The organism is Sinorhizobium sp. NFACC03, assembly GCF_900103435.1.
Taxonomy (GTDB): Bacteria; Pseudomonadota; Alphaproteobacteria; order Rhizobiales; family Rhizobiaceae; genus Ensifer.
In genome coordinates this window covers 47,123-62,626 of record NZ_FMXF01000036.1, presented here as the reverse complement: position 1 = coordinate 62,626, position 15,504 = coordinate 47,123, and the positions used below count along the sequence as shown (strand labels likewise).

The following is a 15,504-nucleotide window of genomic DNA, read 5'->3' as shown; positions in this document are numbered from 1 at the left end:
CCGCGCTGCCCCTGATCACGCAGCGCATTGTAGAGAATCGCCCAGAGTTTTTCGGTCTGGCGCGGGTCCTGGCCGATCAGCCAGGGGGAATAGGCCGCGACCACGGCCGCATTGGGTCTCGCCGGCCCAAGGCATTCGCCCCAGCCGACGGTCCCGTCGTCGCATTCGATCTCGACTAGCACATGGGCGCGCCGATCAAAGCGCATCGACGCACTTTCGAACGGCACCGCCAGCCGATGCTCGAGGAGATGCGTGCGGACGGCAACGATCTTCATGCCACTCCTCCCTGCCCGTCACGCTTTGCGCTTGTGACTGCCGATGAGCGCGTCGAGCATCTCGACTTCGGCCCCCGTCAGGTCCTTGAGCGGGCTGCGCACTGGGCCGGCATTGAAGCCCTGCAGGCGCACGCCCGCCTTGACCGCCGAAACGGCATAGCCCTTGGCGCGGTTGCGGATGGCCATGAACGGATAGAAGAAATCGTTGAGGATGCGCTCGCAGGTGGCGCGGTCGCCGCTGCGCAGCGCCGCATAGAACTCGTTGGCAAGACCCGGAACGAAGTTGAAGACGGCGGACGAATAGGTGGTGAAGCCGGCACCGAGATAGGCCTCGGCAAAAAGCTCGGCGGTCGGCATGCCGCCGAGATACATCAGCCGGTCGCCCATCTTGGCGGTGACCTGGCGCACGAGGCCGATATCACCGGTGCCATCCTTGAAGCCGATCAGGTTCGGGCATTCGTCACAGAGCCGGGCCAGCGTGTCGGGCTGCAGCACGGAGTTATCGCGGTTATAGACCATGACACCGATGCCAACCGACTGGCAGATCTTCTTCACATGGGCGTAAAGCCCTTCCTGTGGCGCATCGATCAGGTAGTGGGGCAGGAGCAGGATGCCGTCGGCGCCAACCCGCTCGACCGAGCGGGCGATATCGACCGCAACCTCCGTGCCATAGCCGCAGCCGGATACGATCGCCGTTTCGCCAGCAACCTCCTTGGCGGCGGCAACGATGCCGGGGATTTCATCGGGCTTCAGCGAGAAGAACTCGCCGGTTCCGCCGGCAGCAAACAACACCGGCGCCTTGTAGCCCGCCAGCCACTCGACATGTGCCTTGTAGCTTTCCGGCGCAAAGCGACCGTCCTTGTCGAAGTGCGTGACCGGGAAGGAAAGGAGGCCCGATCCAAGCGCGGCCTTGATCTGTTCTGGGGTCATTTCTTAATCCTCTACGTGTTTTCAGGATGATAAAATTTCGGGGCACGGGCCAGTTCCGTATCAACTCATCATATAACTCATATGATGAGTTCGCAGTCGGCGACAGCATCAGCGAGCCAGCCAGCCGCCGTCCACATTGAGAATGGCGCCGTGAATGTAATCGGCCGCAGTCGACGACAGGAAGACGGCAGCACCGGCGATGTCTTTGGGCTTGCCCCAACGATTGGCTGGGATGCGATCAAGGATCGCTTTGTTGCGATCGGGATCTTCGCGCAGCGCTTCGGTGTTGTTGGTTTCGATGTAGCCGGGTGCGATCGCGTTCACATTGATGCCCTTTGCGGCCCACTCGTTGGCAAGCAACTTGGTGAGGCCCGACACGCCATGCTTGGCGGCCGTATAGGATGGCACTCGGATGCCGCCCTGGAAGGACAGCAACGACGCGATGTTGACGATTTTTCCGGGCCGGCCCTTAGCCAGCAGTTCTTTGGCAAAGACCTGGCACGTGAAGAACAGCGCTTTCAGGTTAACGTCCATGACGTCATCCCAGTCGGCCTCGCTGAATTCCACCGCATCCGCGCGGCGGATGATGCCGGCATTGTTGACGAGGATATCGTAGCCCTTTCCGGCAAACACATCGCGCGCGGCCAGGGGATCGGCAAAGTCCAGAGCAAGCGGTGCAGCTGTCCCGCCAGCTCTTGCAATGATTTCAAGCGTTTCCTCGGGCGCGCGGCGCGCGGCGCAGATTACCTCGGCGCCAGCCGCAGCAAGTCCTACGGCGATCGCCTGCCCAAGCCCGGTGTTCGCGCCGGTGACAAGGGCCTTACGGCCTTGAAGCGAAAAGAGATTTGTCACTTCAGTTCCCCGGGCTGGATGAACTCCATATCGGTATAGTCGACATTGTCGCCGGCCATGGCCCAAATGAAGGTATAGGATCCGATGCCGGCGCCCGAGTGGACAGACCAGGGGGGAGAAATCGCGCCTTCCTCGTTGGAAATGAAGAGATGGCGGGTTTCCTGTGGTTCGCCCATCAGGTGCAGCACACGGGATTTTTCGTCCATGCCGAAATAGAGATAGGCCTCCATGCGGCGATCATGGATATGCGCAGGCATCGTGTTCCACACCGAGCCATCTTCAAGCGTCGTATAGCCGAGAACGAGCTGGCAGCTTTCCATGACGAGCGGATGGATGAACTGGTTGATCGTGCGCTTATTGGAGGTTTCGGTCGTGCCGAGTTTGACTTCCTTGCTGTCAGCAATGGTGACAAGCCGGGCGGGCAGGCTGCGATGGGCCGGGCAGGACGTGATGTAAAAGCGCCCCTCCCCGGAGAAGGTGACGGGGCCTGTTCCCATTCCGAGATAGAGAACGTCGCCGCGGTTGAGGGTGTAGGTGCCCTGTTCGGTCGTGACCGTGCCGATTTTGCCTACATTGACGACGCCCATCTCGCGCCGATCGAGGAACGAGGGCGTCTTGGTCTCTTCCACCCCGTCGAGCGTCAGCGGCTCGCCCGCGGGAACGGCGCCGCCCATCACGAAGCGATCGTAATGGGTATAAATCAACCGGATCTCACCCGACCGGAACATGTCCTCGGCCAGAAAATGCCTGCGGAGACCCTCGGTATCGAGCGTCTTTGCATAGTCCGGATTGACGGCTTGCCGCGTTTCGACGGTCAGCATGAAAGTCCTCCTTCAGTGATTGCGACCAACATATAATATGTGTTAGGCATAGTTGTATGATATGTCTGACAACGTCAAGAGGCAAATGCCAACCTCGATTTTCGATTGCAACACCTCAATGGGAAGACCTGGAATGAAACGCCTTCTCATCACTGGCGGGGCGGGTCAGCTTGGCCGTGTGATGCGCACACGGCTCTGTGGCCTGGCCGACACGATCCGCCTTGCTGATCGCACAGGTCTTGGAGCACCAGCTGACCATGAGGAGCTCGTCCAATGCGATCTTGCCGACGGTCAAGCGGTGAATGCCATGGTCGCTGGCTGCGACGGTATCGTCCATCTTGGCGGAGCATCGGTCGAAGGTCCGTTTGAGGGGGTCCTGCGCGGCAACATCGTCGGTCTTTACAATCTTTTCGAAGCCGCTCGCGCCAATGGCCAGCCGCGCATCGTCTTTGCCAGTTCCAACCATACGATCGGCTATTATCCGCAAACCGTCCGGCTCAAGCCCGACGCCCCGTTCCGCCCGGATGGGCTCTACGGGGTCTCCAAATGCTTCGGCGAGGCGCTTGGGCGCCTGTATTTTGAGAAGTTCGGGCAGGAGACGGCACTGGTTCGGATCGGCTCCTGTACCCCAGAGCCAACGAACCACCGGATGTTGTCGACCTGGCTTTCGCACGAAGACTTCGCATCGCTGATCGAGGCGATCTTCCGCGTCCCGGTTTTGGGCTGTCCCGTGATCTGGGGTGCATCGGCAAATGACGCCGGTTGGTGGGACAACGCACACCTCGGCTGGCTGGGCTGGAAACCCAGGGACAATGCCGAATTCTTCCGGACGCGCCTTTCGGAGGCCTCGCCGCAGCCCGGCCCCGACGAATCCATGGCTCGCTTTCAGGGCGGTGCCTATGTCGACAATCCGATCTTTAGGGAGTGATGAATGATCTTCAAACCGCATGGAAAACATCTGGTCGCAGGCGAATGGATCGCAACCGGGCAGACATTCAAAAGCGAGCCGGCGTTAGGCCCGGGCTTTGATTTCTCCGTCGGAACGACCGAACTGGTGAACAAGGCGGCCGAGGCCGCGGAGGAAGCCTTCTGGTCCTTCGGCTACTCGACCCGTGACGAGCGCGCAGCATTCCTCGACGCCATCGCCGATGAGATAGAGGCGCGGGGGGCGGCGATCACCGAGATCGGAAGCGCGGAGACCGGATTGCCGGCAGCCCGCCTCGAAGGCGAGCGCGCACGCACGACCGGCCAGCTTCGGCTGTTTGCCTCCCATATTCGCAAGGGCGAGTACCTCGACAGGCGACATGATGAGGCCTTGCCGGATCGCAAGCCCCTGCCCCGTTCCGACATCCGTCTGATCCAACGGCCGATCGGTCCCGTTGCGGTGTTCGGCGCCTCCAATTTTCCATTGGCCTTCTCGACCATGGGCGGCGATACCGCCTCGGCGCTCGCAGCAGGCTGCCCGGTTGTGGTCAAGGGTCATTCGGCACACCCAGGAACCGGCGAGATCGTCGCCGAGGCTGCACTGGCTGCCATCAGGGCGCACGGATTGCACCCAGGTGTGTTTTCACTGATCCAGGGTGGCCGCCGCGACGTCGGTACGGGCCTCGTGACGCACCCGCTGATCAAGGCCGTCGGATTCACCGGTTCACTTGCCGGCGGGCGGGCGCTCTTCGATCTTTGCGCAGGGCGGCCGGAGCCCATTCCCTTCTTCGGCGAACTCGGCTCGGTGAACCCCATGTTTCTCCTGCCGGAGGCGATCAAGGCGCGCGGCGCGGAGATCGCCAAGGGATGGGCAGGTTCACTCACCATGGGGGCCGGGCAATTCTGCACCAATCCGGGCATCGCGGTGATCCTTGCCGAGCAGGCGCCCGCCTTCGCGGAAGCTGCCCGCGCAGCACTTTCAGGCGTCGAGCCGCAGGCCATGCTCACCGAAGGCATCGCCAGGGCCTATCGCGAAGGACGCGACCGCGTATCGAAGGGGGGCGGCGTTCGCGAGATTCTCAGTACAAGCTGTGGTCAGCGGGATGCCACGCCCAATCTCTTTGTCGTCCCGGCGCGTGAATGGCTCTGCAATCATGTCCTTGCAGAGGAAGTCTTCGGTCCACTTGGACTGATCGTCACGGTCGACAGCTTCGAAGAGATGATCGCGGTGGCAAAGCGTTTCGAGGGACAGTTGACGGCAACCCTCCATCTCGACGATGGAGATGTCGATTTCGCGCGCAAGCTCATGGTGATCCTTGAACGCAAGGCGGGCCGTATCCTGGCCAACGGTTATCCGACTGGCGTCGAGGTCTGCGATGCAATGGTTCACGGCGGTCCCTATCCCGCGTCCACCAATTTCGGCGCAAGCTCGGTCGGTACCATGGCCATCCGCCGGTTCCTAAGGCCCATCTCCTATCAGAACATTCCTGAGCGGCTGATGCCTCAGTATCTGAAGTCGGCGTAGCGACGGATTGCGCCATCACCCATTGATGGCGTATCCACAAACGGAGCGACGAAGATCTTGGAAGCGGCCCCTTGCATGATGACAGCGACGACATCCGATCCCTCCGTCTTCCAGGGCAAAACGCTCGTGGCGCAGGTGACGGATGCTCTTCGTTCCCAGATAGCCAAGGGGCGCTACAATCCCGGCGACCGCCTGCCGTCCGAAGCACAGCTCACCCAGGAATTCGGCGTTAGCCGCACAGTCGTACGCGAAGCGATTGCGGCCTTGCGCTCCGACGGTCTGGTCGAACCTCGGCAGGGAGCGGGCGTATTCCTGCTGGAGCAGGCTGCGTCCGCGCGGCGGCCGTTTCAACAGGTCGACCTCACGCGAGTGTCGTCGCTGATCGAGATGCTGGAGCTTAGAACCGCAGTCGAGGGCGACGCGGCCGCACTTGCAGCCCTTCGCCGCTCGCCCGGTCAGGAAGGCAAGCTCATCGAAGCCTTTGATGCCTTCAGAGCCTGTGCGGCTGCGAGCAAACCGACCGCCGAGGCTGATTTCGGCTTTCACGTCGCGATCGCCGAGGCAACCAGCAATCCGCGCTTTAGCGAGTTTCTTAAGGCGCTCGGCCCGGCCGTCATCCCCCGTCGCGCCATCGTGGACAGCGGCGAGGAGGCTGTTCTTCCCGCTGACGAGCTCAGCCGCCTTGTGGACGAACACGAAGCAATTCTCTTAGCGATACAGAACGGCGACGAGGATGCAGCACGCGCGGCGATGCGCAACCACCTCAAGAACAGCCAGATCCGCTACCGCTCCATGTTGCGCGCCGCACGCTGAGGATGCGCGTCCGTAGCCGCCCTTGCATTCGAACAGATAACGGATAACATGCCAGACAGGTTCGACACAGGCGGAGTGAAAATGGAAGCCGAAAACAATCACGTTCGCGGCACCTCGCTGGCGGCAAAGATCAGCGCTGCACTGCGCCGCGAACTGACAGAGGGTGTATTTCGCCCCGGCGACAGGCTTCCGAGCGAAAGCGCCCTCACAAAGGAATATTCCGTCAGCCGCACTGTCGTTCGGGAGGCGATCGCGATCCTGCGCGCAGACGGTCTTGTCGAGGCACGCAAGGGCGCCGGCATCTTTGCCCTTGAAACCCAGCAGGACAAGAACCAGCCCTTCAAGGACCTTGCAACGCAACGGATTTCCTCGGTGATCGAACTCCTTGAATTGAGGACGGTTTTCGAGGTGGAATCAGCAGGGCTTGCTGCATCTCGTCGCTCGGCGGCGCAGATAGAGGCAATCCTCGAGGCCCATCACCGTGTCGGCGAATGCCTGGCAGCGGGCGCGCCCACGCGTGACGCAGATTTCGAGCTTCACCTGGCGATTGCGGAGGCCACTCAGAACCGCCGCTTCCCGGAGTTTCTTCAGCTGATCCGCTCCGGCATCATCCCGCGCGGCGAATTGCAGGGGTCGGCGCCCGGATCGCGCCCGAAGGACTATAACCTCCACCTGCAGGAGGAGCACGGCCAGATCGTCGATGCCATCATCGAGGGAAATGCGGAAGCCGCGCGTGAACGGATGCGCGCCCACCTTCGTGGAAGCCTGGAGCGCTACAAGGTGCTTCTGCGTTCGCGCACCATGGCAATCGAAGAAAATTGATCGGGAAGCCGACGATATAGTTGTCATACAAGTATGAGAACATGTATGGTGATGATGTTATACAACATCGCCGAGGTTCACATGACTCTTCCCACTTTCCCCGCAGTGTCGCCGGACGCTGGCATCACCCGTCAGGTTCTTTCCGATTCCCCCGAACTCATGGTCGTGTCGTTTCGCTTCGAATCCGGCGCCAAAGGCAAGTTGCACAGACATTCGCACGTGCAATCCACCTATGTGGCGCGCGGCCGTTTCCGGTTCTTCCGCAACGGCGAGGCCTATGAATTGCAGGCAGGCGATAGTCTCGTTATCCCCGGAGACACCGAGCACGGGTGCCAATGCCTTGAGGCGGGCGAGCTTATCGACTGCTTCACGCCCCGACGCGATGATTTCCTGTGATCGGTTTGGCTTGACAGCATGACAAACCTGTGACAGGTTTGCCAAAGTTGTCATACAGGATAGGAGCCTGTGCCGCCTTACCTTCAGGCGACTGACACACGGAGGAACCATGTCACTACGCCGAATCCGCTTCTATGGCGCGGCCGGACAGATCGGGACCATCGCGGTCACGCTGCTCGGCCTGCTTCTCCTGACCTTTTTCATCGGCCGGCTGATGCCCGCCGACCCCGTTCGCGCCATCGTCGGAGAAGATGCGACCCGGGAGACGTACGAGCAGGTCTACCGCTCGCTGGGTCTCGACCGACCGCTCTGGGAACAGTTCTTCTATTACCTGGGAGACGTCTTCACCGGCAATTTCGGTACCTCCATTCGCACCGGCCAGCCTGTCATTCAGGATATCCTGCATGTGATGCCGGCGACGATCGAGCTTGCCACCTTCGCGATCCTCATCGGCGCGGGGCTTGGCGTTCCGCTCGGCGTCCTTGCCGCCGTCAACAAGGATCGCTGGCCGGATCATGTCGTGCGCGTCTTCAGCCTCTTCGGTCATTCCATGCCGATCTTCTGGACTGGCATGATCGCGCTGATCGTTTTTTACGCCCATCTCGGCCTCGTCGGCGGCAGCGGGCGGATGGACCAGTTTTATATCGGCCTTGTCGAGGAACGAACCGGCTTCCTCTTGATCGACAGCCTGGTGGCTGGCGAGATGGATGTTTTCTGGTCGGCGGTCAACCACATCATCCTGCCGGCTGCCTTGCTCGGCTATTCCTCATCCGCCTACATCACGCGCATGACGCGCAGCTTCATGCTTGATCAGCTGGGCCAGGAATATGTGACGACAGCGCGGGTGAAGGGTCTTTCGCGCAGCCAGACGATCTGGCAACACGCCTTTATCAACATCCGCGTCCAGCTGGTCACCATCATTGCGCTTGCCTACGGCTCGCTGCTCGAAGGGGCCGTGCTGATCGAGACGGTTTTTGCCTGGCCGGGCTTTGGCCAATATCTCACCAGCAATCTCATTACCGGCGACATGAATGCTGTCATGACCTGCGTGCTGATCGTCGGCATCATCTTCATCGGGCTCAACCTCCTGTCCGATGTTCTCTACCGCATCTTCGACCCGAGGACACGCTGATGGACGCACGCGTTCAACCCACCTTCCGTCTGCCGGCACCCGTTCAAGCGCTGAAGAACATCGTTCTTTTCCTGCTGAAGAGCCCGACTTCGACCTTCGGTCTTTTCGTGCTGGCGTTGCTTGTCCTTGTCGCCGCCTTCGCGCCGCTGATCGCCACCCATGACCCCTATGCGCAGGATCTCGCCAACACCTTGCAGGCGCCCGGCAACGGTCACCTGTTCGGCACCGACGAGCTTGGCCGAGACATCTTCAGCCGGCTGGTCTTTGGCGCGCGCATCACGCTCACGATCATCTTCCTCGTCTCGATCGTCGTCGGTCCGATCGGTCTCATCATCGGCACGACGGCCGGTTACCTCGGTGGCAAGGTCGATACGGTGATGATGCGGATCACCGACATTTTCCTGTCCTTTCCGAGCCTCATTCTCTCGCTCGCCTTCGTCGCAGCGCTCGGTCCAAGCCTGAACAACGCCATCATCGCGATCGCGCTCACCTCCTGGCCGCCCATCGCACGGCTGGCGCGCGCTGAGGCGATGACCTTCCGCAAGGCGGATTACATTTCGGCTGCGCGACTGCAAGGGGCCTCCTCGACGCGCATCATCTTCAAGTCGATCATGCCGATGTGCCTGCCTTCGGTCCTCATCCGACTGACGTTGAACATGGCGACAGTCATCCTGACCGCCGCCGGCCTCGGCTTCCTCGGGCTCGGTGCGCAACCTCCGCTTCCGGAATGGGGCGCGATGATCGCGACCGGCCGCAAGTACATGCTGGACAGCTGGTGGCTCGTCACCTTCCCGGGCATCTCCATCCTCTCCGTCAGTCTCGCATTCAACCTGCTTGGCGACGGCTTGCGTGACGCGCTCGATCCGAAGCAGATGAACCGGAGATAGCCCCATGGAAAAGACCATTCTCGAAGTCGAGAACCTGCGCATCCGCTATGGCGGCGCTCCGACGGACGCAGTGCGCGGCGTCTCCTTCACTCTGGGACGCGAGCGACTCGGTATCGTCGGTGAAAGCGGCTCCGGCAAATCGACGGTCGGACGCGCGCTTTTGCGCCTTCTGCCTGGCGCAACCATCACCGCCGACCGGCTTCGCTTTGCCGAGCTCGATCTGCCGTCGCTCTCCGAAAAGGAAATGCTCAAGGTCCGCGGCCGGCGCATGTCGATGATCCTGCAGGATCCGAAGTTTTCGCTGAACCCCATTCGCCGCGTCGGCGACCAGGTGGCGGAAACCTATCTGCGGCACTTCAGGTGCTCAAAGGCCGAAGCGCGCGACAAGGCCCTTGCCATGCTTGAAGCGGTGAAGATCCGCGACCCGAAGCGCGTCTACGACCAATATCCGCACGAGATATCCGGTGGCATGGGCCAGCGTGTCATGATCGCCATGATGCTGCTTGCCGACCCGGACCTCGTCATCGCTGACGAGCCGACTTCGGCGCTCGATGTGACGGTGCGGCTGCAGGTGCTGAACATCCTTGATGGTCTTGTCCGGGATCGCGGCATCGGCCTCATCATGATCAGCCATGACTTGAACCTGGTGCGTAACTTCTGCGACCGCGTCCTGATCATGTATGCCGGTCGCATCGTTGAAACCTTGGCCGCCGCGGACCTCGACAAGGCAAAGCATCCCTATACGCGCGGCTTGCTCGCGGCACAGCCGCGGATCGGCGGCGGGCGCGCGCCGCTTGCCGTGCTTGATCGCCGTCCTGAATGGCTGGAGGAAATTGCCTGATGTCCGTTTCAGTCGAATGCCGCGATCTCGCTATCACCTTCGGCACGGGTCCAACGGCCGCCAAGGTTCTTCCAGGCGTCACCTTCTCGGTGCAACCCGGCGAGTGCTTCGGGCTCGTTGGCGAAAGCGGCTCGGGCAAATCCACGGTCCTGCGCTGCGTTTCGATGCTGACAGAGATTTGGACCGGTGACATTCTCATCGGCGGAAAGCCGGTGCGCGACATGCCGCTCATCGAGCGTTGCCGCATGCTGCAGATGGTGTTCCAGGACCCTTACGGCTCGCTGCATCCGCGCCAGTCGGTGCGCACCGTCCTCAACGAGCCGCTCGTCATCCACAAACTTGGTGACCGCGAAGAGCGCATTCGCAAGGCCATCACCGATGTCGGCCTCCCGATCTCATTCCTCGACCGGTTCCCTCATCAGCTCTCCGGCGGCCAAAGGCAACGGGTGGCGATCGCTCGCGCGTTGATCCTCGAACCATCGCTGTTGCTGCTCGACGAGCCGACGTCGGCGCTCGATGTTTCGGTGCAGGCGGAGATCCTCAACCTGCTTCAGCGCCTGCGGGACGAACGTGGCTTCACCTACATCATGGTGACGCACGATCTCGCCGTGGTCGACCATATGTGCGACCGCTTTGCCGTCATGCTCCATGGCGAAATCACCGAAATTCTGCCGCGCGAGGCGATCCCCGTAAATCGAGCAACCCATCCCTATGCTCGAGAACTGATCGGTGCATCGCTGGAATACGAGGGCGCGCACTGACGTTCCCTGACGCTGGGCGCTCCCCAATTGCAAGACGGACTTCCTCAGCTTGCGACGCGTGACAAGGTTTCTCCCCCCGACTTGCCCGGCCCAGTGCCGGGCATTTCTTTTGCAGCAAAGGAAACTGATTTTGAGCGCGGTCGTGACGGAATTAGCAGGGCCGTCAGGACGACCCTCGCCCAACGGAGGTCGCGTGCCAGGGAAGCTCGCACACTGCATCCGCAAAGCTATGCTTTGTCGTTCTCCTTGCAATGTGTTCGATCGTCGCTGGGAGGTCGGCAAGGAGGTTCAGGTATCGACACCGGGTCAATGGCGACGGCCGTGCCTGTCAGGCTGGTCATGGCCCAACGTCCCGGTCAATGCTCCTGCCGCTCCGGGCGTCGCCAATACCGTGTCTGACATGCACCGCCACTCGCGGCCTTGCCCCGACGTATGAAGCCTGCACTTGCCCAAACAACAAAAAGGCGCGCCTGGCGACGCGCCTTTCCAAACCCGTTGAAATCGAAGCCTGGGCTTACCGTTCCTTCTTCACTCCTTCGAAGCGCGAGAGCCATGGGCTGACGATCATGCCCTTCACGTCGCTTCGGAAGGCTGCTGTGTCGACGACTTCCGAGAACGGCTGGATCGACATGACGATCTCGTCCATGTAGGTCTGTACGCCTTCATAGAGCTTGATCTGCTTGGCGGTGTCGCGCTCGACCAGCGCCTCCTCGATCATCTTGTTCAGCTTCTCGTTAAAGAAGCTGGTGCGCCAGCTCTGGTAGTTGGTGAGCTTCGCGTCATCGGAATTGTTCGGGTTATAGGCAACGGACCGCAGGTTGTTGTCCGGGTGCGGTTGCTGACCGCCGCCGCCGCGACCGAGCAACAATTCGAACTTCCGTTCACGCATGGCACCGTAGATCTGGTCGCCCGAACCGCTGATGAGCTCCGCCTGAATTCCGGCCTGGCCGAGTGTGTTCTGGATGGCGGTCGCCGCCTTCATGAAGGGGTCTTCGGAAAGCACGCGCAAGGTGGTCTTGAAGCCTTCCGGATAGCCCGCCTCTGCAAGCAGGGCCTTGGCCTTCGCGACATCCAGCTTGTAGCCTTCGTCCGGCAAGGCGCCAAGCACACCCGTCGACAGCGGCCGCTGGTGCAGCTTGCCGTAGTAGGGCATTACCGCCTTGTCGAGGCCTTCGTAGTCGATGAGGTAACGAAGCGCCTCACGGACCTTCTTGTTGGCGAACCGTTCGTCCTTCATCGAAACGCTGAGGTAGTAGAAGCCAGAGCCCGGAGTCGACTCAATCGTGATCGCCTTGTCGGCTTCCAGCGATTTCAGGTCCGGCGCCTGAAGCGAGTAGGCAACGTCGATGTCGCCCTTTTCCAGAAGCAGGCGCTGCGACTGCGATTCCGGCAGGTGGCGAAGCAGCACGCGCTTCATGCCCGGCGCTTCGCCCCAGTACTCGCCGTTGCGGGTGAGGATGATGAACTCGTTCGACTTCCACTGCGTCAGTGTGAACGGACCGGAGCCGGCCGAATTCAAGGTCAGCCATCCGGCGCCGAGATCGCCGTCCTTTTCGTTTTCGAGAGCCGTCTTGCTGTCGATGATCGAGCCCGGCCCGTTTTGCGCAAGGACCATCAGGAGCAGGTTCGGGTCGTCAGCCTTCGGCAGATGCAGTACGAAGGTGCGATCGTCTTCGACGACGAACAGCTTGTCGGCCGCTTCCAGCGTAAACCCGCGGGTCTTGAGGAAGGACGATTGCGCGAGGTTGCGCGCAAGCAGACGCTTCAGGCTCCAGGCGATGTCCTCGGCGGTGACGGGATTGCCGGAAGCAAACTTGGCGTCGCTGCGCAGGTGGAACCGGATCGACATGCGGTCGTCGGCCACTTCCCACCGTTCCGCCAGCCGCGGCTGAACGCTGCGGTCCTCAGGCGACAGGACGACAAGGGTGTCGTAGATGTTGTTCAGAACCTGGACCGTCTCGCGGCCGGTAATGGCTGCCGGGTCGAGGGTGAGGATGTTGCTCATGGTCGTGGCGACGACGAGCTGATCCTCGGGCGTTTCGGCCAGGACGACATGGGGCATCGTGGTGACGAGAAGCGCACCGAATGCGACCGTTGCTAGAAAGTGTTTCATGCTTCCTCCTTTGCGGTCGTCCACTCGGGAACCGACCTTCCTATTACAAGATCCGCCGGCCTGTTCCTCCACAGGCAAAGACCAGATCAGCCAAGAATTTCGCCGACGGGCGCCGCAAGCGCCCGTCCGATTGCTGCCGTGTCTGCGGCTTCGAGATGCACACCATCGGTTTCGGACGCGCGCGTAACCGAACCGGCGTCAAAAAATCGATGGCCAAGCTCGTTCGCGAGCTTGTGGTAGAGCGGAGACAGCCTCTCGGATTCGGCCACGCTGCGGCCCGCCGCCGGCTGTCCGCCGGGACCGGGCGAACAGGGGGGCGGCGCGACGATCAGGAGCTTCGGTTTAGCCCCCTTGGGTTTGTAGGGAAAGGTTTCGACGATCTGCGCCAGCCGGCGCATTCCCGAAACCGCCCCTTCTGCCCGCCCGCCATGGACAGGCTTGATGTCGTTGGTACCGAGCATGACAATGACGAGGTCGATCGGCATATGGCTGGCCAGCGCCACTTCCAGCGCCTTGGCGCCATTGCGGCATGCGGGCCCCGCGTGGTCGTCGTAGCAGGTAGTGCGACCACCGAGTCCTTCGGCAATGATCCTTGCCTGGCCGCCAAGCGCCTCGCCCAGAGCATCAGGCCAACGTCCTTCCGGCGGATGGCGCAGGCCCGTTGCCGGGTCGGCGCCCCAGGTCAGGCTGTCTCCGAAAGCGAGAATGGTCTTCATCACAAGCTTCCTCGCTCGCTACCGGACGCGATGGTTTTCGATGAAATTGAAGTCGATATCCTCGCCAAGACCTGGGCGATCCGGCACATGGACGTAGCCGTCGCGATCCATGGGGTCGGACAGCGACTTCAGGTAGTCGTGGCCGTCGTCATATTCGAGGAATGGATGGAGCAGGCCGCGCTCGTACCAGCGGCAGTTCTTGGTGGCGGCCACGACATGCAGGTTCATCGCCGTGTTGCCGTGCACTTCGCATTCCATGCCGAATGCTTCGGCAAGGTGCATCGTCTTCAGCGCCGGCGTAATGCCGCCGACGTCGTTGACGCCTGTGCGAAGGATGTCGCAGGCGCCCGCCTTGATCCACTCGGCGCGGTGCCAATGCTTGCCGGCGGCACTTTCCGGACCGACGACAGGAATATCGAGATTGTCTGCGAGCCACTTGTAGGACGAAAGCGACTGCTCATCCATCGGCTCCTCGATCCAGTCGAAGCCAAGCGTTTCGAGCCCCCGCCCGAGTTCCAGCGCATCGGTGCGAGAGTACCAATGGAAGGCGTCGATCATCAGGCGGATATCCGGTCCCACCGCTTCGCGCACGGCGGCGCAGGCCTTGATGTCCATTTTCACGTTTGGAGCCCAGCTGACCGGCGGCATCCAGGTGTGCAGCTTGATGCCCTTGTAGCCGCGCTTGACCAGGATCTCTGCGAAGCGCCCATAGTCCTCGGGGGTTGCAAGGCCACCCTCAAGCTCGTCACCACACATGATCGAACCATAGGCGAGTACCTTGTCGCGGTAGCCGCCGATCAACTTGTATACAGGTTGGTTCAAAGTGCGCCCTGCCAGATCCCACAGCGCGCAATCGACAACCGCCAGGGTACGGTCCGTGAGCTGTGCAGCGGACCCGCGCTGCCAGTGTGCGAGGTCATGCCATAGCCGTTCGCGATCACGATGATCCTCACCGATCAGGACCTTCCTCACAAACTTGTCGATAACGTGCGGCCGAACGATTTCCGGCGCCGTGAAGGAATGCCCCTCGTGACCGTCTTCCGTCCGAATGGTCAGCATCGCCTGCTCGACCTGATGCGGCGGGCCGGGATGCGCGTGACCAGCACTGTCCGAGTGGCGGCGAGTGGTCGTGCGGAAAACCCGCACTTCAACGTCGGTGATGATCATTATTCCTCCAGTATGCGAAAGGCAGCGGCCTAGCCGCGCCAACTTGTCTAATGTGAGAATAGACAGATGTCAGCAATCTTGTCAAATATGTATGACAGATTTTGATAAGTGCCTGATAGGTGGCGTGCCTCCTGATCGACGTCGCGCGACCTGGAGGCGATATCGTGGTCTCGCGCCACTCACCCAGCAGCTTGAACCGTGGGAAGCAATGGGGCAGGCCGTAGACATTGAGGCTTGGCGAACGCGAAGGACGGGGCGGTCGATCCCGCTCCCCCTTAGGGCCACTATGTTGAAGCTCCTGCGGCGGCCCTTTTTCCGCCTTCGCGCGACGCGAATTCCCGCTTTCCCGCTGCCGCGGCGCTATGCTGAAAGCTCCGATACGCTTCATTGTGAAATGACCGAACCTCTCGGATCGGTTGAAGGGGACCGAGGGACCTTGCCCCTTCTCTCCCCCAAACAGTCTTCCGCCCACCTTCCTCCTCTTCGCTGCGCTTGCGTTCCGTGCAGGCGGTTCCCCGCGAAGACTGTT

At 61.4% G+C, this 15,504-nt stretch carries 15 protein-coding genes and 1 pseudogene; 9 read left to right on the top strand and 7 right to left on the bottom strand.

The annotated features are described in order from the left end of the window. The 4 genes and pseudogenes from BLU35_RS29895 to kduI all read right to left on the bottom strand — a co-directional run. Positions 1-275: pseudogene (locus tag BLU35_RS29895) on the bottom strand (mandelate racemase/muconate lactonizing enzyme family protein); the annotation flags it as partial. An 18-nt stretch (positions 276-293) separates the two neighbouring features. Further along, complete coding sequence (gene kdgD, locus BLU35_RS29890) at positions 294-1,205, bottom strand: 5-dehydro-4-deoxyglucarate dehydratase (protein WP_093235773.1); 912 nt, start codon at positions 1,203-1,205, stop codon at positions 294-296. Between the two features lie 108 nt (positions 1,206-1,313). Further along, positions 1,314-2,057, bottom strand: a complete 744-nt coding sequence (kduD, locus tag BLU35_RS29885; RefSeq protein ID WP_093235771.1) for a 2-dehydro-3-deoxy-D-gluconate 5-dehydrogenase KduD — start codon at positions 2,055-2,057, stop codon at positions 1,314-1,316. Beyond that, positions 2,054-2,878 carry a 5-dehydro-4-deoxy-D-glucuronate isomerase gene (gene kduI, locus BLU35_RS29880; RefSeq protein ID WP_093235770.1) on the bottom strand — a complete coding sequence of 275 codons (825 nt, stop codon included), beginning with the start codon at positions 2,876-2,878 and terminating at the stop codon, positions 2,054-2,056. Before kduI ends, kduD begins: the two co-directional genes overlap by 4 nt. A gap of 133 nt (positions 2,879-3,011) precedes the next feature. Between kduI and BLU35_RS29875 the strand changes: the two genes are divergently transcribed. The 9 genes from BLU35_RS29875 to BLU35_RS29835 all read left to right on the top strand — a co-directional run bounded on the left by BLU35_RS29875 (position 3,012) and on the right by BLU35_RS29835 (position 10,979). Then, complete coding sequence (locus BLU35_RS29875; RefSeq protein WP_093235769.1) at positions 3,012-3,806, top strand: NAD-dependent epimerase/dehydratase family protein; 795 nt, start codon at positions 3,012-3,014, stop codon at positions 3,804-3,806. A 3-nt stretch (positions 3,807-3,809) separates the two neighbouring features. Next, on the top strand, positions 3,810-5,327 hold the full coding sequence (locus tag BLU35_RS29870; RefSeq protein WP_093235768.1) for an aldehyde dehydrogenase (NADP(+)): 1,518 nt from the start codon (positions 3,810-3,812) through the stop codon (positions 5,325-5,327). Between the two features lie 75 nt (positions 5,328-5,402). Continuing rightward, positions 5,403-6,140, top strand: a complete 738-nt coding sequence (locus BLU35_RS29865) for a FadR/GntR family transcriptional regulator (protein WP_093235767.1) — start codon at positions 5,403-5,405, stop codon at positions 6,138-6,140. 81 nt (positions 6,141-6,221) lie between these two features. Then, the gene (locus BLU35_RS29860; protein WP_093235765.1) at positions 6,222-6,962 is read left to right on the top strand and encodes a FadR/GntR family transcriptional regulator; all 741 of its coding nucleotides are present in this window, start codon (positions 6,222-6,224) and stop codon (positions 6,960-6,962) included. A gap of 45 nt (positions 6,963-7,007) precedes the next feature. After that, a complete protein-coding gene (locus BLU35_RS29855) occupies positions 7,008-7,358 on the top strand; it encodes a cupin domain-containing protein (protein ID WP_502688190.1) in 351 nt (116 codons plus the stop codon). Between the two features lie 109 nt (positions 7,359-7,467). Then, entirely contained in the window at positions 7,468-8,490 is a 1,023-nt protein-coding gene (locus BLU35_RS29850; RefSeq protein WP_057251601.1) for an ABC transporter permease, read from the top strand. Beyond that, entirely contained in the window at positions 8,490-9,377 is an 888-nt protein-coding gene (locus tag BLU35_RS29845) for an ABC transporter permease (protein ID WP_057251600.1), read from the top strand. The genes BLU35_RS29850 and BLU35_RS29845 overlap by 1 nt, the downstream gene beginning before the upstream one ends. A 4-nt stretch (positions 9,378-9,381) precedes the next feature. Continuing rightward, positions 9,382-10,218, top strand: a complete 837-nt coding sequence (locus BLU35_RS29840; RefSeq protein ID WP_058324689.1) for an ABC transporter ATP-binding protein — start codon at positions 9,382-9,384, stop codon at positions 10,216-10,218. Further along, positions 10,218-10,979, top strand: coding sequence for an ABC transporter ATP-binding protein (locus tag BLU35_RS29835; protein WP_093235764.1), 762 nt, complete (start codon positions 10,218-10,220; stop codon positions 10,977-10,979). Before BLU35_RS29840 ends, BLU35_RS29835 begins: the two co-directional genes overlap by 1 nt. Positions 10,980-11,493: 514 nt before the next feature. On the opposite strand, the gene BLU35_RS29830 is transcribed toward BLU35_RS29835, so the two are convergent. From BLU35_RS29830 to BLU35_RS29820, 3 genes are all read right to left on the bottom strand, one after another. Continuing rightward, entirely contained in the window at positions 11,494-13,092 is a 1,599-nt protein-coding gene (locus tag BLU35_RS29830; protein ID WP_093235763.1) for an ABC transporter substrate-binding protein, read from the bottom strand. Positions 13,093-13,178: 86 nt separating this feature from the next. Next, on the bottom strand, positions 13,179-13,808 hold the full coding sequence (locus BLU35_RS29825; RefSeq protein ID WP_093235762.1) for an SGNH/GDSL hydrolase family protein: 630 nt from the start codon (positions 13,806-13,808) through the stop codon (positions 13,179-13,181). 18 nt (positions 13,809-13,826) lie between these two features. Next, positions 13,827-14,975, bottom strand: a complete 1,149-nt coding sequence (locus tag BLU35_RS29820) for a mandelate racemase family protein (RefSeq protein WP_093235761.1) — start codon at positions 14,973-14,975, stop codon at positions 13,827-13,829. Between the last annotated feature and the right edge of the window lie 529 nt (positions 14,976-15,504).

Bases quoted from the DNA above. Each gene is read 5' to 3' on its own strand.
- BLU35_RS29855 (WP_502688190.1), top strand. From the start codon at position 7,008: ATGGTGATGATGTTATACAACATCGCCGAGGTTCACATGACTCTTCCC.
- kduI (WP_093235770.1), bottom strand. From the start codon at position 2,878: ATGCTGACCGTCGAAACGCGGCAAGCCGTCAATCCGGACTATGCAAAG.
- BLU35_RS29825 (WP_093235762.1), bottom strand. From the start codon at position 13,808: ATGAAGACCATTCTCGCTTTCGGAGACAGCCTGACCTGGGGCGCCGAC.
- BLU35_RS29860 (WP_093235765.1), top strand. From the start codon at position 6,222: ATGGAAGCCGAAAACAATCACGTTCGCGGCACCTCGCTGGCGGCAAAG.
- BLU35_RS29820 (WP_093235761.1), bottom strand. From the start codon at position 14,975: ATGATCATCACCGACGTTGAAGTGCGGGTTTTCCGCACGACCACTCGC.
- BLU35_RS29875 (WP_093235769.1), top strand. From the start codon at position 3,012: ATGAAACGCCTTCTCATCACTGGCGGGGCGGGTCAGCTTGGCCGTGTG.
- BLU35_RS29845 (WP_057251600.1), top strand. From the start codon at position 8,490: ATGGACGCACGCGTTCAACCCACCTTCCGTCTGCCGGCACCCGTTCAA.
- BLU35_RS29840 (WP_058324689.1), top strand. From the start codon at position 9,382: ATGGAAAAGACCATTCTCGAAGTCGAGAACCTGCGCATCCGCTATGGC.
- BLU35_RS29830 (WP_093235763.1), bottom strand. From the start codon at position 13,092: ATGAAACACTTTCTAGCAACGGTCGCATTCGGTGCGCTTCTCGTCACC.
- kdgD (WP_093235773.1), bottom strand. From the start codon at position 1,205: ATGACCCCAGAACAGATCAAGGCCGCGCTTGGATCGGGCCTCCTTTCC.
- BLU35_RS29850 (WP_057251601.1), top strand. From the start codon at position 7,468: ATGTCACTACGCCGAATCCGCTTCTATGGCGCGGCCGGACAGATCGGG.
- BLU35_RS29870 (WP_093235768.1), top strand. From the start codon at position 3,810: ATGATCTTCAAACCGCATGGAAAACATCTGGTCGCAGGCGAATGGATC.
- BLU35_RS29865 (WP_093235767.1), top strand. From the start codon at position 5,403: ATGATGACAGCGACGACATCCGATCCCTCCGTCTTCCAGGGCAAAACG.
- BLU35_RS29835 (WP_093235764.1), top strand. From the start codon at position 10,218: ATGTCCGTTTCAGTCGAATGCCGCGATCTCGCTATCACCTTCGGCACG.